This is a genomic window from Paraburkholderia sp. EG286A (assembly GCF_040965375.1).
GTDB lineage: Bacteria > Pseudomonadota > Gammaproteobacteria > Burkholderiales > Burkholderiaceae > Paraburkholderia.
Genome location: NZ_JBFRCB010000002.1, coordinates 658,711 through 677,884, shown reverse-complemented (window position 1 = coordinate 677,884; position 19,174 = coordinate 658,711). Strand labels below are relative to the sequence as shown.

Genomic DNA, 19,174 nt, shown 5'->3' with positions numbered 1-19,174 from the left:
GCGGGCGTCGTCAACGTGACGCCCGCGGGCAAAGGCAGTGACGCCCAGACCGTTCAGGAACGTCTACCCGCCCCCGCGGAAACCCATCTCAACGATAGGCGTTGATCCGGTCGCGCGTTTCTCTCGCGGCCGTTGCAGCCGCCTGCGCGTAGTCCTCGCCCTTGCTCGCGTAGATGATCGCGCGCGACGAGTTGATGAGCATGCCCGTGCCGTTCGCCGTGCGGCCCGCCTTCACGGTGGCCTCGACGTCGCCGCCCTGTGCGCCGATGCCGGGAATCAGCAGCGGCATGTCGCCCACGATGCTGCGCACGGTTTCGATTTCCTTCGGGAACGTCGCGCCCACCACGAGGCCGAGTTCGCCGCTAGCGTTCCACTTGTTTGCGGCAAGGTCCGCCACCACCTGATACAGCGGCCTGCCGCCGGTTTCGAGGAACTGCAGGTCCGAGCCGCCGGGGTTCGACGTACGGCACAGCACGATCACGCCCTTGCCCTTATGCGCGAGCCACGGCTCGATCGAATCGAAGCCCATATATGGATTGACCGTGACCGCGTCGGCTTTGAAGCGCTCGAAGGCTTCGCGCGCATACTGCTCAGCGGTGCTGCCGATGTCGCCGCGCTTGGCGTCGAGGATCACGGGCAGGCCCGGGTGCTTCTCGTGGACGTGCGCGATCAGCGCTTCGAGCTGGTCTTCGGCGCGGTGCGCGGCGAAGTAGGCGATCTGCGGCTTGAACGAGCACGCGTACGCCGCGGTGGCGTCGACGATCTCGCGGCAAAACTCGAAGATCGCGTCGCTGCGGCCGGCCAGCGCGGCGGGAAACTTCGTGGGCTCAGGGTCGAGGCCCACGCACAACAGCGAGCCGGTGCGCTGCCAGGCGGCGCCGAGGGTCTGGATGAAGGAAGTCATGGTGGTTGCTCGCGGCGAGCCAATAAGGGAAAACGGCGCGTATTTTACCCGCCCCGGAAGATGAGGCCGCGCCGCGGTACCTGAATCGGCCTGCGCCCGGCGCTCCCGCGGGACGCGAGACGAATCGCCGGAAGAACCGGGCGCGCGCGCTCGACGTGCGCTACGCCTGGCTCACGACCGCCTTACGTCCGGGCGCGCGCGCCCTTGCCGCCTCTCGCGCCCGTGCGGCCGCGCGCGCCGGCGCGGTGCGGGCTGGCTGACGCGCGCATGTCCATGCGCTCCACGGTGAAGGAAAAGCGCCGCACGAGCCGCTCGCCGTGCGCGAGCACGGTCATGCCGTTCGCATCGCCGCCGCCGCGCAGGTTCACCGCGTTGATCGGATGATCGACGGGTTCGAAGCAGAAGAAGTCCGCGCCGGGAGGCGTGTAGAGCACGTAGTAGTCGGTGTTCGCGCAAATCGAGAGCGAGAGCCTGCGGCGCTCCCACACCACTGCCGCGCGCCCGCTCCAGCCGCTGAACGCGTGATTGACGAGCTGCGCAGGCAGCGGATAGGCCACGCCGAACTGCCAGGCAGGCGGCGCGGGCACGTGGCGCACCGGCAGCCAGTCCTGGCCCGAGAGCCACAGGCCGCTCGCGGGCGCCGAAAGCTCGGTGCTCGTGTCGCGCGCGAGAAACGGATGCACGCCAAGGCCGAACGGCAGCGCCTCGCGGCCCGTGTTCTCCACTTCCAGCGTCATCGCGAGGGTCGCGCCGTCGAGCGCGTAGGTGAGCGCCGCGCGGTACGAATACGGTTCGCCGTCGCTGCGGTCGAGCACGAGGCGCACATTCTCGCGATCGGCACTGTCGATGCTCCAGGGCGCGAGCCAGCCGTCGCCGTGAATCGGCAGCGGTTCGCTGGCGCGATTGCGCGGCACTTCGATATCGCGGCCGCCAAAGTGAAAACGCCCAGCGCCGATGCGGTTCGAGTACGGCAGCAGCGGGTAGCACGCGAGTTCGTTCGGATCCATGCGCGCGCTCACGCGCTCGCAACGGCGAAACACGGGCTCGAACGCGCCTTCGCTGCGCCAGTCGAATCGCGTGATTCCGCCGCCTAGTTGGGGCGCGACGTCGAGCCTCAGATACGCGTTCGCGAGCGTCACGCACGCCACGTCGCTCGAGCCCGCCGCGCCGATCGCGACCGCCGAAGTGCTCGGCCCCGGCAAAACCGGATGCGTGGCGGCTTCGAGCCGCGCGCGGCGCGCGGCGGCCGCTGGTGACACAACCGGTGAGACAGACGGAGCGGATGAAGCGGAAGGCGGCACGCTTGCAGCAGCGGCGCCTGCGGAAACGGTGGAACGGGTAGGTCGACGCACAGCGGAATTCGCGACGCTCATAAGATGCTCCTCGAGAGGCATGTTTGATTGCCGCCGCAAAAGGCGGCTCACCGGTGACCTGTCGACACCGCGCATGCGCACGGGCCTGTGGCCGCTTCTTGTGTTCGCCCTTCTAGTGGTACTGGCAAAGCCAACTGCACACTATCGATCGACTGCATCTGTTGCCGAACTGCAACGACTGTCCGTCTCTTCATGCCGCCTGCCGCCAGCGGCGCCTTGCACGGTTCGCGCGCGTGTATCGTCAGATGAAAATACCCGCACGCCTTTGCGCAAGCGCCTGACACACCGGACTCAAGCGCGCCTGCGCCCCTGAAACCGCGGTTCTTCAAGGCCCTGGCGGCCAATTCGAACCGAAAACACGCCGCCCGCATGCGGCTCGCGCGCGAGGGCCTCCTCCTCCATTTCCTCGCGTGCGCTCGTGACATAAAGCGTGTCCAGAAGCGCACCGCCGAGCGTAACGCAGCTTGGCTGCGCTGTGGGAATCTTTACGCGCTCGGTTTCGACGCCATCGGCGCCATAACGCACCACGCGCTCGCCGCCCCACTGCGCGTTCCAGAGGCCGCCTTCCGCATCGACGGTCGAGCCGTCCGGCACGCCGGTGTCGTCGGTGAGCGTGACGAAGGTACGTTCGTTTGCAATCGTTCCGCCTGCGCCGTAGTCGCACGCGCGAATCTCGCGCGTGAGCGTGTCGCAGTAATACATGGTCGAACCGTCCGGGCTGAACGCGATGCTGTTCGAGATCGCGGGCGCGGGCAGCGGCAGACGTTCGAGCGTGAGATCGTGGTTCAGGCGATAGAAACCGCCGATGGCCTGCCGCGGCGTTCCCTCATACTTCGTGCCGAACACGAAGCGGCCCTGGCGGTCGCAGCGTCCGTCGTTCAGGCGCGTCGGCACGCCGGGTTCGACTTCGACGATGGTGTCGATCGCGCCCGTCTCCATGTCGAAGAACGCCAGTTGCGAGGCGAGGCCGAGGAGCAGCGTGCGCTCGTCTTCGCACAGCGCGAAGCACGCGAGGCGCTCGGGCATCTCCCAGGTGACGTGTTTGGCGCCGGACGCATTGGCGTCGTAGCGTTGCAGGCGTTTGCCGGAAATATCGACCCAGTAGAGCCGGCCGCTGCGCGCGCACCACGTCGCGCCTTCGCCCAGCTCGCATTTCGCGTGGACGAGCAGCTCGGCCACCGCTTCGTTCGAAGCGCTTTCCTTTGCGCTCATGCCCAGCCTCCATCAACGACGATGTCCTGCGACGTGATCATGCGGCTGTCGTCGGCGGCGAGGAAGAGCGCCATGCGCGCGAGGTCGGCGGGCAGCAGCTCCGCGTCGATGCACTGGCCGCGCTTGATGGCCTCGCGGCCTTCGTCGGTGAGCCACAGGCGGCGCTGCTTCTCGGTCATCACCCAGCCCGGCACGAGCGAATTCACGCGGATGCCGTACGGTCCAAGGTCTCTCGCGAGACCGCGCGTAAGACCCTGCACCGCCGACTTGCTCATCGTGTAGACCGGCATTTCCGACTGCTTGAGCATCCAGCTGATCGAGCCCAGGTTGATGATCGAGCCCGCGCGCGCGGCCTTCATGTCTTCCGCCACGGCCTGCGCGGCGAACAGCTGATGCCGCAGGTTCACGGCCACGCCCGCGTCGAACGACTCGGGCGTGACTTCGGCCAGCGTGTGGCGTTTGTCGTTGGCCGCGTTGTTCACGAGCACCTCGATCGGCCCGAGCGCCGCCTTCACATCGGTGATGGCGGCGCGCAGCGCCGAGATATCGGTGAGATCGACATTGGCGAACAGCGGCTTGTGGCGCGAATCGCCGAGTTCGTCGGCGAGCGCCTGGCCCGCGCTCGCGTCGATGTCGAAGAACGCCACGCGCGCGCCCTGCGCGGCGAAATGCTCGACGAACGAGGCGCCGATGCCGGTCGCGCCGCCCGTGATCAGCACCGCGCGGTCGGCCAGGCTCGGATAGCGCGCATAGTTTTCGTGCGCGTGGCGCGCGAGCGCGTTAGCGGGCGAATTTGCGTTGGACGACATCGTTTGGGTTTCCTTATGAAACTGTCAGCGAACTCAATCGCGCGCGCCGCGGTTCTTGAGCTGGTCGAGCAGCACCGCTGCGAGCAGGATCGCACCGCGCACGAGGTACTGGTAGAACGCGTCGATGTTGAGCAGATTCATGACGTTTTCGACCGTGCCCATGATCAGCACGCCGATCACCACGCCCGAGATCGTCGCGCGGCCGCCCAGCAGCGAAACGCCGCCCAGCACGCAAGCCGAGATCACGTTCAGCTCGAAGCCTTCGGCCGCATTCGGCTGGCCCGACGTGATCCGCGAGGCGAGAATCACGCCCGCGAGCGCCGTGACCGCGCCCTGGATCAGGAAGATCCACACGCGCGTGCGCTCGACCTTGATACCGGCCAGACGCGACGCTTCCGGATTGCCGCCGATGGCGAGCGTATTGCGCCCGTACACTGTCTGATTGAGCATCACGCCGAACACGATGAAGCAGACGAGCGTGACCCAGATCGGCAGTTGCACGCCGAAGAGCGAGGCCGTGCCCATGGCGATGAACGTGTCCGACGACACGCCCACGGCCTGGCCGTGCGAGGCGATGAAGCCGAGGCCGCGCACGATTTCCATCGTGGCGAGCGTGGTGATCAGCGCGTTGATGCGCAGATACGCGATCACCGCGCCGTTCACGAAGCCAATCGCGGCACCCGCCGCAACGGCCGCGACGATGGCGATGAACGTGTTGTTCGTCGCATTGAGCACCATTGCGCAGAGCACGCCCGCGAACGCGACGATCGAGCCCACGGAAAGGTCGAAGTCGCGCGAGGCGAGACAGAACATCATCGTGCAGGCCACCATGCCGATCTGCGAGACCGACAGGGCGAGGCCGAGCATGTTCTCGATCGAGAAGAAGTGATCGACGGTCAGCGACATCACGATGAACATGACCGCGAAGATCACGATCAGGCTGTACTCGGTGATCTGCTGCCACCACTTCTGCTTGTCGGTGGGACTCGGAATCAGCGCGTCGGCGACGCTCTTGGCGGTTTCGGCCGCCAGGTTTTCTCTTGCTTGCATTTCAGTCACTCCTCCCGGTCCACTCATGCAGCCTTGGCCTGCGTGCGCTTGGGCAGCGCGAGGTCAAGCACCGCGTGTTCGCTCGCCGCGCTGCGCGGCAACTCGCCCGAAATACGGCCTTCGCGCATCACCACGATGCGATCCGACACGCCGAGCACTTCCGGCAACTCCGACGACACCATCACGATCGCGCAGCCGCGCGCGGCGAGCTGGTAGATCACGTTGTAGATTTCATGCTTCGCCCCGACGTCGATGCCGCGCGTCGGCTCGTCGAGAATCACGACCTTCAGATCGGGCTCGGCGAGCCAGCGCGAAAGAATCGCTTTTTGCTGGTTGCCGCCCGAGAGAAAGCGGATTTTCTGGCGGCGGCTCGGCGTCTTGATCTTCAGCAGCTTGATGAAGCGGTCCGCCGTTTCCGCTTCCTTCTTGCGGTCGAGGAACATGCCCGCGCGCAGAAAGTGGCGGCGGCAGCTGATGTTGATGTTCTCCGAGACCGTCGCCATCGCAACGATGCCCTGCTCCTTGCGGTCTTCCGGGCACAGCACGATGCCGTGGCGAATCGCGTCGCTCGCGCTCTTCACGCGAATGGTCTTGCCGTCCAGCTCGATCTCGCCCGCGCGCCGCTTGTGGGTGCCGTAGATGAGCTGCATCAGCTCGCTGCGCCCCGCGCCCACGAGCCCGAAGAAACCGACGATCTCGCCCGACTTCACCTCGAAGCTCGCCGCTTCGTTGAGCGGATGCCCTTCCACGCCGCGCACGGCGAAGCGCACGTTGCCATGCTCGCGCGGCGAATAGTTATAGATGTCGCTGATCTCGCGGCCCACCATTTCGGCCACGAGCGTTTCGCGCTTCACCTCTTCGAGCTTCTCGTGCGAGGCGACCTTGCGCCCGTCGCGGAAGATCGTGCAGGCATTGCACAGCTCGTAGATCTCGTCCATGCGGTGCGAGATATAGATGAGCGCGCGATTGTCGGCGCGCAGCTCGCGCACGAGCTTGAACAGCACTTCGGTCTCGCGGTGCGAGAGCGAGCTGGTCGGCTCGTCGAGCGCGATCACGCGCGCGTTGCGCAGCAGCGCCTTGCAGATTTCCACCATCTGACGCTGCGCGATCGAGAGCTTGCGCAGTTTCGCGGCCGGATCGAGGTCCACGCCCATCGCGGCGAGACGTTCGCGCACGAACTTGCGCGCCTCGCCGCGCTTCACCCAGCCGAGTGCATTGGGCAACGCGCCGAGCAGCAGGTTTTCCGCGACGGTCAGGTCGGGCACGTACTGCAATTCCTGGTGAATCACCGCGATGCCCGCGCCAATCGAGGCCGCCGCATCGGAGAAGTGCACCTCGTTGCCGTCCATCAGGATGCGGCCGGAATCGGGCTGATACTCGCCGCCGAGAATCTTCAGGAGCGTGGACTTGCCCGCGCCGTTCTCGCCCATCAGGCCATGCACTTCGCCTGCGTTCACCTCGAACGACACGCCGTCGAGCGCGCGCACGCCTGGGAACACCTTGCCGATATTGTCAAAACGCAGTGTCGCTGACACTTCGGTTTCCTCTCATTCGATACGCTGCGGGCGCGGCCTTCATGCCACTCATGCCCTTCTCACCCTTCGGCCTCGCCGGCCGCCCCGCAGCGGGAAACACCCTAAACCACTTCTAACAACCTTCTATCCAGCGCTTACTTCGACGCGAGACCCATCTGCTGACGCACGCTCTCCACGTTGTCGCGCGTGGCCAGCATGCCGGTCGTCAGCGTGAGCAGCGGCGGTTCCTTGCCTTGCGTGATCCACGTGTACATCAGGTCCGAGGTTTCCTCGCCGTGGCGCTTCGGGCTGATGATGACGGTGCCGTAGAAGCCCGTCGGCTGCGGCTTCTTGAACTCGTTGAGTGCCGAGTCCGAACCGCCGATGCCGATGCCGATCATGTTGTCGGCCTTGAAGCCGCGGCCTTCCGCTGCGCGCACGGCGCCGAGCACGCCTTCGTCATTCAGCGCGTAGGCCACCCAGTGCTTGTACTGCGGGTTCTTCGTGAGCGCGATATTGGCGGCGTTGAAGGCGTTTTCCGTGTCGGTCTTCGCTTGCGGCGCCTGCACGATGTTCGCCTTCGGGAAGCCCGCGGCCACGAGCGCGTCGGTCGCGCCCGACGTGCGGTCATGCGCCGTCGGCAGCTGCTCGTAGGTCACGTCGATCGCGCCGACGTCCTTCATGTCCCAGCCGCGCTTCTTGATTTCGGCGGCGATGCCGTCACCCACCTGCTTGCCGATGTTGTACGCCGAGATGCCCATGTGCGGCACCGACTCGATCGGCTTGCCCGCGCCATCGACGAGGCGGTCGTCCACCGTCATCATCTTGAGCTTGTCGGCCTTGGCCTTGGCGACGATACCCGGTCCGAGCTTCACGTCAGGCGTGCAGATGATGAAGCCCTGCGCCTTTTGTGCGGCCAGGTTGTCGATCGCGCTCATCACCTTCTCACCCGAGGGCGCGCCGATCTTCACCAACGTGAAGCCCTTTTCCTTCGCCGCCATTTCCGCGAACTTCCATTCGTCCTGGAACCACGGCTCTTCGGGCTGCTTCACGAGAAAGCCGATCTTCACCTGGTCAGCGGCCTGCGCGACGGGCGCTTGCGCGAACACGGCGGTAGCTGCGGCGGCCACCAGCGTCAGAAAGATGCGTCGTTGCATTTTGTCAGTCTCCTGTCTTCTTCAGTCACGGGAAGGGTATCGGCCGCCTCTTCTTTTACCCGCCGATGCGCGCGGCCAGCGCTTCGGCGGATTCCTGCGTATTCGTTCCAACCTCGTGTTCCTTCGTGCTGCGCATTACTTTTTCAACGTGCTCATTCGTGATGGAGCGCCGTGCGGCCGCCATCGATCGTGATACAGCTCGCGTTGATGAACGGCGCTTCGTCCGAGGCGAGGAACACCGCCGTCATCGCGACTTCCTCCGGGCGGCCGATGCGCTTCATCGGCGGCAACTCGAGCGTGGCCTTGCGCGCCGCTTCCGGGTCGGGCTGCGCGTTCCACCAGTCGTGCGTGAGCTGCGTTTCGATGTAACCGGGCGCGATGGCGTTCACGCGCACGTTCTTCGGTGCGTACTCGATACCGAGCGCACGCGTGAGCCCGATGACGCCGTGCTTGGCCACCGGGTACGGGAAGCAGCCCGGAATGATCTGGAACGCGTGCGTCGAGGCGATGTTGATGATGCTGCCCGCACACCGCTCGACCATGCCCGGCAGCACCGCGCGGCAGCCGTTCCACACGCCGTCCAGATCGACGGCGAAGCAGCGGCGCCAGTCGTCGTCGGTCATCGTGAGCGGGTCGGCGAACACGTTGATGCCGGCGTTGTTCACGAGCACGTCGACCGGGCCGAACGCGCGTTGCGCTTCTTCCACGGCGGCGCGCAGCGAGACGGGCTGCGTCACGTCGGTTTGCACGGCGAGCGTTCGCGCGCCGTCGCATGCGTTCGCAATCTCGCGCGCCGTCGCAGCCGCCGTCGCGCCATCGAGCTCCGCGAGCACGACAGCGGCGCCCTCGGCCGCGAACGCGCGCGCGATCGCCGCGCCGATGCCGCGTCCGGCGCCGGTGACGAGCGCGACCTTGCCCGCGAGGCGATTCACTTTTGCGCTCCTCGCACAGCTTTCCAGCCTTCGATGAAGGCCAGCGCGTTCGCGCGCGTGGCCGCCGCGTCCTGGCCCGGCTTGTAGAGCGCGGAGCCAAGGCCGAAGCCGCTCGCGCCCGCGGCCAGTTGCGGGCCCATGTTGTCGGGCTTCACGCCGCCCACGGGTAGCAGCGGCACGATCGGCGGAATCACGGCGCGCCACGCCTTCGTCACGGCCGGACCGAGCTGCTCGGCGGGGAACATCTTGAGCGCGTCGGCGCCGTGCTTGAGCGCCGCGAACGCTTCGGTCGGCGTGGCGACGCCGGGCACGCAGGCGAGGCCCTGGAGCTTGGCGGCGAGGATCACGTCGGTATCGGCGTGCGGCATCACGATCAGCTCGCCGCCCGCTTCCCGCACGTCGCGCACGCGCTCGGTGGTGAGTACGGTGCCCGCGCCGATCATCGCGTCGTCGGGCAGCGCGTCGCGCAATGCCGCGATGCTGTCGAGCGGCTGCGGCGAATTGAGCGGCACCTCGATCAACCGGAAGCCCGCGTCGTAGAGCGCGCGGCCATGCTCGGCGGCCTCGGCGGGCTTGATGCCGCGCACGATCGCGACCATGCCGCAGGCGCCGAACGCGGCGACGAAGCCGGCGTGCGGCGTGTACGGGGCGGGCAGATTCAGTTCGGGTTCCATGTCGGCTTCCTGTTGCGTGGCTTCGTGTCTGGTTCGCTTCAGCGCATTTGCAGCGGGTTCGCAGCGGGTTCGATTCATCGGCCCATCGGCACGCGTTTAGCGCGGCGTGACGAGCCCGGCCTGCACGGCGATGCGCCAAAGCCCGTGTTCGGTCGCCTGGCGCACGAGATGCGCGCCGCTGCATCCGAATGCGGCAAGCGCCATGCGGTAACGCTCGCACAGCGCCTCGGCGCCGATCAGCTGCGGCGCGCAGCCAGCGAGCGCCACGTCGCGCCGCGCCAGCGCCGCCTCGAGGCCCGCCAGTTCGTGGCCGATCACGAGGCCCGAGAGATAGTCGGGCTGCTCGTCGGCGGCGAGCTGGGCCGTGAGGCCGAGCGTGCGCGTGCTGAACGCGGTGGCGAGCAGCCCCACGCAGCCCTGCTCGCGCGCCACGCTCACGCCGCGCAGGAACGCTGCCGTGTCGGGCTCGACGGGATGCTTCATCGTGCGGCCGAGGATCGTATGCGCGCACAGCGCCGCGTAGACCTCGCCCGTCATGAAGGTATAGAAGCGCGCAATGCGCTCGCCCTCCACCACCACCCATTTCGCGTGCGTGCCGGGCAGTCCGACGAGCGCCGTTTGCGGCTCGGCTTGGTCGCCCGATGCGCCAAGCGCGCCAAAAATTTGCGTTTCCTCGCCGCGCATCACGTTGGGCAGCGCACCCGGCTCCAGCACGCCCGGCACCACGGCGACTTCGGCGCCGGATGCGGCGCGCACGCGCACGATGCCGGCCACCAGCGCCTGGGCGCTCGCGGGCGTTTCGACATAAGGCGCCTGCACCCAGCCCTGGGCGCTGCCGACCATCCCCGCGGCCAGCACGGGCAGCGAGGGCGCTTGCGCGAGCCACACGCCGCATGCTTCGTCGAAGGCGGCGTCGAAGCCGCCTTCTTCGGCGGGCACAGGCAGGTTCATGATCCCTGCCGTCGAAACGCGCGTGGCGATCACCTTGCCCGCCGCATCGAACAGATACGCGCGCAGCGAGGTCGTGCCCCAGTCGAGCGCGATGAGCGCGGCGTCGCGAGCGATCGCGGCGTCGATGGCCGCGCCGCTTACAGACTTCTCGCGTGCTTTCATCGACGAATCCTGCGCGTGGTGGGCTGCGGCGCACGCCAGCCCAGTTCCTGCGAAATCGCGCGTGCCTCGCGCTGCACGACGGGAATCAGTTCGTCCATGCGCTCTAGCGGCATGTAGGGAATCGTGCTCGCCACCGACAGTGCCGCCACGATCGCGCCGGAAGCGTCGCGCACGGGCGCCGCCACGCAGCGGATCGAAATTTCGTTCTCCTCCAGATCGAACGTGTACCCGCCCGCCGAGTAAGTCGCCATGCGCTTGAGGAAGGTATCGGGTTCGAGGCTGTGATCGGGACGGAAGCTCACGCCCGCGAGCGTGCGGCGCGACGCGTCGAACAGGTCGCGCCACGATTGCGGCGCGAGGTCGAGCATCATCGCCTTGCCGATGCCCGTGGACGCGAGCGGCATGCGGTGCCCCACGCGCGAGCGCATTTCGAGGCCGCGCTGGCCGGGAATCTTGTCGATGTACAGCACGTCGTCGCCGTCGCGCACGCCGAGGTGGATCGTGTCGAGCGTTTCGTCGGCGAGCGCCTGCAGATGCGGGCGCGCAACGGCCGTGAGCGGCATCTGCTCGAGCGCGATGGTGCCGAGTTCGATGAGCTTCGGCCCGAGCAGGTAGCCGCCCTGCACCTGGCGCAGGTAGCGCGCCTGCACGAGGCTCGAAACCAGGCGGTGCGTGGTGCTGCGCGTCGTGCCGAGCACCGCGCCGAACGAGCGCAGGTCGCGCACGCCGGCGGCGGCCGCTTCGAGGATCGCGAGGCCGCGCAGGAGCGTCTGGGTGCCGGCCTGCTGCATCGAGCCGTCGAGCAACGTGCTCGCGACGCCGATTTCGTCGGCGGCGGGGCGGGCTTTCGGCTGCGCTTGCGCGGAGCTTGCCGCGGCGTTTTGCTCGGGCGCGGCCTCGTCGGGGAGGTGCGCGGCGAGTGTGGAAGACATCGCTTTGTTCATGGCGAGGGCGATGAAAAGAGACGATCGAAAGGCGCGTGCCGTCAGGCGGCGCGCGAACCGTGCTTCGGGAGACGGCCCGGCGCGCGGGCGGCCGGGGCTCGAACAGGTAGCGGCGGGCGGCGCGTGGCCGCGCAAAGCGCTGGCTGAAGCATGGCGAACGTCTCCTTTGCGGTCCGGTTCGCTCCGCGTCTCGCGCGTGCGCCGGATTTATCTGGGTCTGCCGACGATGTTTGCCGCGCAGTGCAGTCGCGGCTTATCGGATGGACTGGATTGTAGGCAGGTTTTTTCGAGTTCTCCAATATGTGATTGGGTCGCTCATATATTGGGAAAATCGACTAATGCGAGTGCCATCTGCCGAATGGCTAATGAGGGCCAGAAACCGCGCCGTGCTTAATGCAAGCGGGGGCGCGGCCGCTGGGTCCTGCAGAGACTTGAGCCACATCATTCCTGGTGCACGCCGGGCCGCCCAGTGCTCTGGAGGTCATATAAAAACTTGTATAACCTAAACCAACCCAAGCCAGTCGAGTGCCGCTATCGCGACGCACTGAACAACAAGGAGTCCAAACCATGAATCACGTAAAGCGCCGCAACCACGAGCACCAGCGCTTCGACAGCGTGTGGGACGCACTCGAGAGCACGCCCGAAGCGGCCCAGAACATGACCTTGCGCAGCGACCTCATGATCGCGCTCGAAGAGCACATCAAGCGCAACAAGATGAGCCAGACGCAGGCCGCCGCGCTCTTCGGCGTCACGCAGCCGCGCGTGTCCGACCTCACGCGCGGCAAGATCGATCTGTTCTCGCTCGATTCGCTCATCAACATGGCCGTCGCGGCCGGCATGAAGATCGAGCTGCGCATTACCGCCGCCTCGCCGCGCGACGGCGGCACGCAAGAAGAAACGGCTGCCAGATGACTCCGGCAGCCGCTTCATAACCGCTTCATGCAACTTCGAGGCGCGCCCTTACTTCCCGGCCGGCGCCTTGTAGGCCACGCAGTCGACTTCGACCTTGCAGTCCACCACCATGCTCGACTGCACGCAAGCGCGTGCCGGCGGATGCTCGCCGAAGTACTCGCGGAACACCTTGTTGAACGAGGTGAAGTCGCGCGCGTCGTCGAGCCACACGCCGCAGCGCACCACGTGCTCCGCGCCGTAGCCCGCTTCCTTCAGGATCGCGAAAAGATTCTGGATGGCCTTGTGCGACTGCTCGACGATCCCGCCGTTGATCACCTCGCCGCCTTCCATCGGCGTTTGGCCCGAGACGTATAGCCAGCCGTCGGCTTCCACGGCGCGCGCGAACGGCAGATGCTGTCCGCCCTGGCCCTTGCCGCCTTCCGCTCCAATTCGTTTCATCGTTTGCTCCTTTGAGATCGTGCGGCGCGCGCAGCTCTTTGGGCCACGCGCGCCGGGGGTCGAAATTTGATCGATAAAGCCTGCTTAAAAGGCATTCGCCTCAGCCTGGGTCTCGGCTTGCGCCTCGCGTTTGCCGCGCGCGACGAAGTGGCCCGCGCGCTCGCCCGTGGGCTGCCCGTCGCGGTACGAAAGCACGCCGTTCACCCATACCGCGTCGATGCCCTCCGCCACCTGCTGCGGCTTCTCGAAGGTCGCGGCGTCGCGCACGCGGGCGGGGTCGAACAGCACGAGGTCGGCGTGCCAGCCCACATGCACCTCGCCGCGCTGCGAAAGACCGAAACGCCGTGCCGACAGGCCCGTCATCTTGCGCACCGCCTCTTCGAGCGGCAGCAAGGCCGCGTCGCGCGCGTAGTGCCCGAGCACGCGCGGAAAGGCGCCCCACAGGCGCGGATGCGGCAGCGGATCGTTGGGCAGTCCATCCGAGCCGACCATCGTGGCCGGATGCGAAAGAATGCGGCGCACGTCGTCTTCGGACATGTTGTGGTACACCGCGCCCGCCGGCTGCAGACGCTTGCCCGCCTCCTGCTGCGACACGCCCCACTCCGCTGCGATGTCCTTGATGAGCTTGCCCGCCTGCTCCGGGTGCGGCGTGGACCACGTGATCGTGATGTCGATGTCGCCCGTCACCTGCTTGAGATCCAGCGTCGAAGAGCTGCGGCTATACGGATAGCAGTCGCACCCCACCGGCTGATACTTGCGCGCGCTTTCGAGCGACGCGAGCACCTCCGTGCTGCGCCCCCAGTTGGAAGGACCCGCGCACTTCAGATGCGAGATCACCACCGGCACGCGCGCATGCTGGCCGATGTGGTACGCCTCGTTCATCGCTTCGAGAATCGCGTCGAACTCGGTGCGCATGTGCGTCGTGTAGAGCGCGCCGGCGGCGGCGAGCGGCTGGGCCAGCGAGGCGACCTCTTCGGTCGAAGCCTCGAAGGCCGAGCCGTACGCGAGGCCCGTGGAAAGGCCGAGCGCGCCGTGCGCGAGCGCGTCTTCGAGTTGCGCGCGCATGGCCGCGATCTCGTCGCCGGTCGCGGCGCGCTTCAGGTCGTTCATGTGGTTGTTGCGCAGCGCCGTATGGCCGATCAGCGCGCCCACGTTCACGGCGGGCCGCGCCGCGTTGACCGCATCGACGTACGCGGAGAACGTCGGATAGCTGAACGCGTCGCGCTCGCCGAGCAGGTTCATCGGGTCGGGCGGATCGCCCCTGAGCGTCACCGGCGAAGCGCTGATCCCGCAGTTGCCGACCACCACCGTCGTCACGCCCTGGCTGATCTTGGGCAGCATCTGCGGCGCGCGGATCACGTGCGTGTCGTCGTGCGTATGAACGTCGATGAAACCCGGCGCGAGCGCGCGCCCATTGGCCTCGATCACCTCTTCCGCGAGCCAGTTCGACAGGTTGCCGATCGCGACGATGCGTCCGTCGCGCAGCGCCACGTCGCGCTCGACGGGCGGCGCGCCGGTGCCGTCGTAAAGCATGGCGCCGACGATCAGCGTGTCGGCGGCTTCGGGGTGCGAATGCATGCGCGTCTCCTCAGGATGGCTCTTGGTTGGACGCTCAGTCACCGAGCGGCTGGCGTTCGCCGCCGCCGCGATGCGCGTCCAGCGTGTGTTTCATGCGGCGCAGCAACTCGCGGCTTTCCTCGGGTTGCGCGAGCGCCAGCTCGGTCACGAGCACGTCGAGTGCCATCATCATCGCGTAACGCGACGACGATGGCTTGTAGATGAAATCGGTCTCGCTCGCGACGATCGGCACGAGCCAGTCGGCGAGCGCGGCGAGCGGCGAAGCCGGCGCGGTGAGCGCGACGAGCTTCGCACCGTAGTCGCGCGCGATGCGGCACGCGTCGACGAGTTCGGGCACGCGTCCTGTTACGGAAAGCGCGACGACCACGTCTTCGGGCGAGAGTGTGCTCGCCACCATGCGCTGCAGCAGGCTGTCCTGGTACGACGCCACCGGACGGCCCAGGCGCACGAGGCGAAAGCGCATTTCGTCGGCGAGCGCGCTCGAGCCGCCGCCCATGCCGAACACATAGATCATGCGGGCCTGCGCCAGCGCCGCGGCGGCTTGCGCAAACGGCGCCTGGCACAGCAGCTCGTGGTTGCGCGCGAGCGCCGTGTGAATTTCGTCGTAGACGCGCGTGGCCAGCGGTTCGGCTTCGCCGTTGGCGTCGGCGGCGCGCGGCTTGCCCGCGCCTTCGGAAGCGCCAGTTGCCGCACCGCGCAGGAAGCGGTCGCCCACGGCGGCCGCCTGGGCGAGCCGCAGCTTGAGTTCGCGCACGTCGTGGCAGCCCACCGCCTTCGCAAAGCGCGTGACGGAGGCGACGCTCACGCCCGCGCGCTGCGCCAGCTCGCCGATGCTCGCGCGCGCGGCGCTGGCAAGATCGTCGAGAATGAGCGCGGCCACGTCGCGCTCGGCCGGACGCAGTTCGGGCACGCATTGCGCAATACGCGCGACGATGTCGAAGCGGGCCGGATCGGCGGCGGTGTTCATTGCAGGGAGTCTGTTAATAAATAACAATTCACGAAGCGATGTTACTTTGTGTACTATCTCCGAGTCAACGCCGGTTCGCAGGACTCCGGCGTAGCTGGGACGCATGAAGCATATGGAGCGAAGGGAAATGAAAGTTACAAACTATCAGAGTGCAACGATCGACCCGAACAGCAAGGGCCTTGGCAACGTACCGGGCGCGAGCGTGCCGCTCGGGGACGCCGGGCGCCTCGAATGGAATTTACTCGAAGAGGACGTGAGCCTGCCCGCAGCGGTGCTGTATGCCGACCGCGTCGAGCACAACCTCAAGTGGATGCAGGAGTTCGTCACGCGCTATGGCGTGAAGCTCGCGCCGCACGGCAAGACGACGATGGCGCCGCAGCTCTTTCGCCGCCAGATCGACACCGGCGCGTGGGGCATCACGCTCGCCACGGCGCACCAGACGCGCGCCGCCTACCGCGGCGGCATCACGCGCGTACTGATGGCGAACCAGCTCGTGGGCCGGCGCAACATGGCGATCATCGCCGAACTGCTCAGCGATGCAACCTTCGAGTTCTTCTGCCTCGTCGATTCGGTGGAAGGCGTGGAGCACCTGGGCGAGTTCTTCCGCGCGTCGGGCCGCACGCTGCAGGTGCTGCTCGAACTGGGCGTGCCGCGCGGCCGCACGGGCGTGCGCGACACCGACACGCGCAACGCCGTGCTCGCGGCGATCGCGCGCTATCCCGACTCGCTCAAGCTGGCGGGTGTGGAAATCTACGAGGGCATCCTCAAGGAAGAAAGCGAAGTGCGCACCTTCCTGCGCGACGCGCTGAACGTCACCCAGGAACTGGCCGCCGCGGGCCGCTTCGCGCGCACGCCCGCGCTGCTTTCGGGCGCGGGCTCGGCCTGGTACGACATCGTCGCGGAGGAGTTCGCGCCGGCCACGCAGGCGGGCGCGATCGACGTGGTGCTGCGCCCCGGCTGTTACGTGACGCACGACGTGGGCGTCTACAAGCAGGCTCAGTCGCAGATCCTCACGCGCAACCCCGTGGCGCGCGAAATGGGCGTGGCGCTGCTGCCCGCGCTGCAGCTCTGGGCCTACGTGCAGTCGATTCCGGAGCCTGGCCGCGCCATCATCGGCTTCGGCAAGCGCGACGCCGCGTTCGACGCGGGCTTTCCGGAACCGTCGCGCCACTACCGCCCCGCGAACGGCGGCGCGCCGCGCGAAGTGGCGGCAAGCGAAGGCTGGGAAGTGTTCCAGATGATGGATCAGCACGCCTACCTGAAGATTCCGGCGGGCGCGGACCTCAAGGTCGGCGACATGATCGCGTTCGACATCTCGCACCCCTGCCTCACGTTCGACAAGTGGCGCCAGGTGCTGATGGTCGATGCGAAATATCGCGTGACGGAAGTGATCGAGACGTTCTTCTGAACGCAGCGCGCATCGGCGCAGGCTCAGCCCGCTTCCCGCTCGGCCTCCTGAGCCTGCCCGAGCGCGGCCGCCGCCGTGGCCGCCTCGCCGATGCGCGCCTCCATCATCCCCAACGCGCTCGACAGCGCCGCGAGCGCGTCGTCGGGCAGCGACATCGTCACGTTCAGGAACGCGTTGCGGCGCGGCAGCCCCTCTTCGGTCACGGCGCGGCCGGCGTCGGTCAGTGTCACGTTGGTGATGCGGTTGTCGCGCTCGTCGGCGCGGCGCGCGATCCAGCCGAGCGCCTCCAGCGCCTTCAATTGGCGCGTGAGCGCGCCCGGGTCCACGCGCAGCCGCTCGACGAGCCGCTTTTGCGACGACTCGCCGTTCTGCTCGTATAGCGCGAGCAGAATGCGCCAGCGCGGCAGCGGGTGTCCAACCTGCGCCTCGAACGCCGACATGAACGTCCGGTAGGTCCGTCCAAACTGCTGCACGATGGCGATGCGATCCTGAATTTCCATGCTTTGTTTTCCTGCCGGCTTCATCGCCGCGCGTTTGCCGGGGTCCGTGCCGGGGCCTGTGCCGGTGCCCGCCAGGGGCGGAACGTCTCAATCCGCGTGAATCACGGGCTCCACCTTGCGCTGCAGCTTCACAGGCGGCACACGCCGGGTTTGCCAGATCGACACCACCGCGATCGCCGCCGCCACGGCAATGCCGAGGTGAATCGCGCCCACGAGCGCCTCGCGCGCGGCTTCGAGCAGCGGCGCGCCATTATGCCCGGCGTGCGCGAGATCGGCGATCAGTGAAGCCTGCGCGTCGCGGTTGATGAGGATCTGCGGGTCGACGAGCTGCGGCAGCCAGTGCGTGGCGTGGTCGGCGTCGAGCGCGCGTTGCACGCCGCTCGAGTAGAGCTGCGTGACCATCGTGCCGGTGAGCGCCGTGCCGATCATGCCGCCGATCATGCGCAGCGACTGCAGCAGCGCGGTGGCGATGCCCAGATGCTCGCGCCCCGCGGTCTGCTGCGCGAACACGGTGAGGTTCGGCATGACGAATCCGAGGCCGATGCCAGCCACGATCATGAGCGTCATGAGCAGGCCGCGCGGCGTGTTGCGCGTAGCGAGCGCCACGGCGAAGCAGGCTGCTGCGATCATCGCGAAGCCGATGTAGAGCATCAGGTTCGGATTGCGGATGCGCGAGACGATGCGCCCATTCGCGATACTGCCGATCGTGATGAACACCACGAGCGGCGTGATGACGACGCCCGCTTCCTTCGGCGTCATGCCGAAGCCGCCCTGGAACAGGAGCGGCGCGTAGAAGAGCAGCGAAAACATCGTGAAGCCGCCCAGCACGGCGAGCGTGAAAAGCGCATTCAGGCTCGCGTTGCGGAACATGTCGACGGGCAGGATGGCCTGGGGGCAGCGCCGCTCCCATTGCCAGAGCGCCCAGCCGGCTGCCAGCGCGAGAGCGAGCAGGCCGATGGCCGACGCGGTGAGACCGCGCCCCGGCAGACGTTCCACGAAAAGCTGCAGGCTGCCGAGCGCGACCGCGATGAGGAGCGCACCTGGCCAGTCGAGCCGCATGCGCGCCTCGTGCGCGACGTGGCGCAGATGCGGCAGATACTTCCAGACGAAGAACAGCGAAAGCAGGCCAACGGGCAGATTCACGTAAAACACGGAACGCCAGCCGTAGTACTGCGTGAGAAAGCCGCCGAGCGACGGCCCGACCGCATTGGCGATGCCGAACGCGGAACTCATGAGCACCTGCCAGCGCAGGCGCACGACCGAATCGGGGAAGAGGTCGGGAATGCAGGCGAACGCCGTGCCGACCAGCATGCCGCCGCCGATGCCTTGCAGCCCGCGCGCGATCACGAGGAACAGCATGCTGTTGGCCGCGCCGCACAGCACGGAAGCGGCGGTGAAGACGACGATCGACGCGATCACGAACGGCTTGCGCCCGTAATAGTCGCCGAGCCGCCCGAAAATGGGGACAGTGATGACCGAGGTGAGCAGGTAGGACGTGGCGACCCACGCGTAAAGCTCGAAGCCGCGCAGTTCGGCGACGATGGTCGGCAGCGCGGTACCGACGACGGTCTGGTCGAGCGCGACGAGCATCGTCACGAACGAGACGCCGAGCATCGCGAGCAGCGACTCCCGGAACGGCAGAACCTGCCCGCTCGAATGGTGGGCGGCGGTATGAACGGCCATTTTTTG

General features: G+C 67.2%; 18 protein-coding genes. 2 read left to right on the top strand and 16 right to left on the bottom strand.

The annotated features are described in order from the left end of the window. Positions 1-88: 88 nt before the first annotated feature. The 11 genes from pyrF to AB4Y35_RS09710 all read right to left on the bottom strand — a co-directional run bounded on the left by pyrF (position 89) and on the right by AB4Y35_RS09710 (position 11,682). Complete coding sequence (gene pyrF, locus AB4Y35_RS09760; RefSeq protein ID WP_368704241.1) at positions 89-904, bottom strand: orotidine-5'-phosphate decarboxylase; 816 nt, start codon at positions 902-904, stop codon at positions 89-91. A 182-nt stretch (positions 905-1,086) separates the two neighbouring features. Beyond that, the gene (locus AB4Y35_RS09755; protein ID WP_368704240.1) at positions 1,087-2,277 is read right to left on the bottom strand and encodes an aldose 1-epimerase; all 1,191 of its coding nucleotides are present in this window, start codon (positions 2,275-2,277) and stop codon (positions 1,087-1,089) included. 291 nt (positions 2,278-2,568) lie between these two features. Next, positions 2,569-3,489 (bottom strand): SMP-30/gluconolactonase/LRE family protein, encoded by a 921-nt coding sequence (locus AB4Y35_RS09750; protein WP_368704239.1) that lies wholly within the window; start codon positions 3,487-3,489, stop codon positions 2,569-2,571. Further along, on the bottom strand, positions 3,486-4,298 hold the full coding sequence (locus AB4Y35_RS09745) for an SDR family NAD(P)-dependent oxidoreductase (protein ID WP_368704238.1): 813 nt from the start codon (positions 4,296-4,298) through the stop codon (positions 3,486-3,488). Before AB4Y35_RS09745 ends, AB4Y35_RS09750 begins: the two co-directional genes overlap by 4 nt. A 33-nt stretch (positions 4,299-4,331) precedes the next feature. After that, the gene (gene araH / locus AB4Y35_RS09740; RefSeq protein WP_133182306.1) at positions 4,332-5,348 is read right to left on the bottom strand and encodes an L-arabinose ABC transporter permease AraH; all 1,017 of its coding nucleotides are present in this window, start codon (positions 5,346-5,348) and stop codon (positions 4,332-4,334) included. A 23-nt stretch (positions 5,349-5,371) separates the two neighbouring features. Beyond that, entirely contained in the window at positions 5,372-6,883 is a 1,512-nt protein-coding gene (araG, locus tag AB4Y35_RS09735) for an L-arabinose ABC transporter ATP-binding protein AraG (protein ID WP_324162371.1), read from the bottom strand. A 134-nt stretch (positions 6,884-7,017) separates the two neighbouring features. After that, positions 7,018-8,019, bottom strand: a complete 1,002-nt coding sequence (locus tag AB4Y35_RS09730; protein ID WP_368692573.1) for an arabinose ABC transporter substrate-binding protein — start codon at positions 8,017-8,019, stop codon at positions 7,018-7,020. 152 nt (positions 8,020-8,171) lie between these two features. Next, the gene (locus tag AB4Y35_RS09725; RefSeq protein WP_368704237.1) at positions 8,172-8,951 is read right to left on the bottom strand and encodes an SDR family oxidoreductase; all 780 of its coding nucleotides are present in this window, start codon (positions 8,949-8,951) and stop codon (positions 8,172-8,174) included. Beyond that, the gene (locus tag AB4Y35_RS09720) at positions 8,948-9,625 is read right to left on the bottom strand and encodes a 2-dehydro-3-deoxy-6-phosphogalactonate aldolase (RefSeq protein WP_368692571.1); all 678 of its coding nucleotides are present in this window, start codon (positions 9,623-9,625) and stop codon (positions 8,948-8,950) included. The genes AB4Y35_RS09725 and AB4Y35_RS09720 overlap by 4 nt, the downstream gene beginning before the upstream one ends. Positions 9,626-9,721: 96 nt before the next feature. Further along, positions 9,722-10,738 carry a 2-dehydro-3-deoxygalactonokinase gene (locus tag AB4Y35_RS09715; protein WP_368704236.1) on the bottom strand — a complete coding sequence of 339 codons (1,017 nt, stop codon included), beginning with the start codon at positions 10,736-10,738 and terminating at the stop codon, positions 9,722-9,724. Further along, positions 10,735-11,682 carry an IclR family transcriptional regulator gene (locus AB4Y35_RS09710; RefSeq protein ID WP_368704235.1) on the bottom strand — a complete coding sequence of 316 codons (948 nt, stop codon included), beginning with the start codon at positions 11,680-11,682 and terminating at the stop codon, positions 10,735-10,737. Before AB4Y35_RS09710 ends, AB4Y35_RS09715 begins: the two co-directional genes overlap by 4 nt. A 567-nt stretch (positions 11,683-12,249) precedes the next feature. Between AB4Y35_RS09710 and AB4Y35_RS09705 the strand changes: the two genes are divergently transcribed. After that, a complete protein-coding gene (locus tag AB4Y35_RS09705) occupies positions 12,250-12,594 on the top strand; it encodes a helix-turn-helix domain-containing protein (RefSeq protein WP_368704234.1) in 345 nt (114 codons plus the stop codon). A gap of 48 nt (positions 12,595-12,642) precedes the next feature. Here the strand turns inward: AB4Y35_RS09705 and AB4Y35_RS09700 are convergent, their stop codons facing one another. The 3 genes from AB4Y35_RS09700 to AB4Y35_RS09690 all read right to left on the bottom strand — a co-directional run bounded on the left by AB4Y35_RS09700 (position 12,643) and on the right by AB4Y35_RS09690 (position 15,577). Continuing rightward, positions 12,643-13,032, bottom strand: a complete 390-nt coding sequence (locus tag AB4Y35_RS09700; RefSeq protein ID WP_028201897.1) for a RidA family protein — start codon at positions 13,030-13,032, stop codon at positions 12,643-12,645. Between the two features lie 84 nt (positions 13,033-13,116). Next, the gene (locus AB4Y35_RS09695) at positions 13,117-14,610 is read right to left on the bottom strand and encodes an amidohydrolase family protein (RefSeq protein ID WP_368704233.1); all 1,494 of its coding nucleotides are present in this window, start codon (positions 14,608-14,610) and stop codon (positions 13,117-13,119) included. A gap of 34 nt (positions 14,611-14,644) precedes the next feature. Next, on the bottom strand, positions 14,645-15,577 hold the full coding sequence (locus AB4Y35_RS09690) for a MurR/RpiR family transcriptional regulator (RefSeq protein WP_368704232.1): 933 nt from the start codon (positions 15,575-15,577) through the stop codon (positions 14,645-14,647). 127 nt (positions 15,578-15,704) lie between these two features. On the opposite strand from AB4Y35_RS09690, the gene AB4Y35_RS09685 reads away from it, so the two are divergent. Further along, entirely contained in the window at positions 15,705-16,985 is a 1,281-nt protein-coding gene (locus AB4Y35_RS09685; RefSeq protein WP_368695702.1) for an amino acid deaminase, read from the top strand. A gap of 23 nt (positions 16,986-17,008) precedes the next feature. Here the strand turns inward: AB4Y35_RS09685 and AB4Y35_RS09680 are convergent, their stop codons facing one another. Next, the gene (locus AB4Y35_RS09680; protein WP_368704231.1) at positions 17,009-17,485 is read right to left on the bottom strand and encodes a MarR family winged helix-turn-helix transcriptional regulator; all 477 of its coding nucleotides are present in this window, start codon (positions 17,483-17,485) and stop codon (positions 17,009-17,011) included. A gap of 87 nt (positions 17,486-17,572) precedes the next feature. Then, positions 17,573-19,168: an MDR family MFS transporter gene (locus AB4Y35_RS09675; RefSeq protein ID WP_368704230.1), complete on the bottom strand. Its 1,596-nt coding sequence runs from the start codon at positions 19,166-19,168 to the stop codon at positions 17,573-17,575. Between the last annotated feature and the right edge of the window lie 6 nt (positions 19,169-19,174).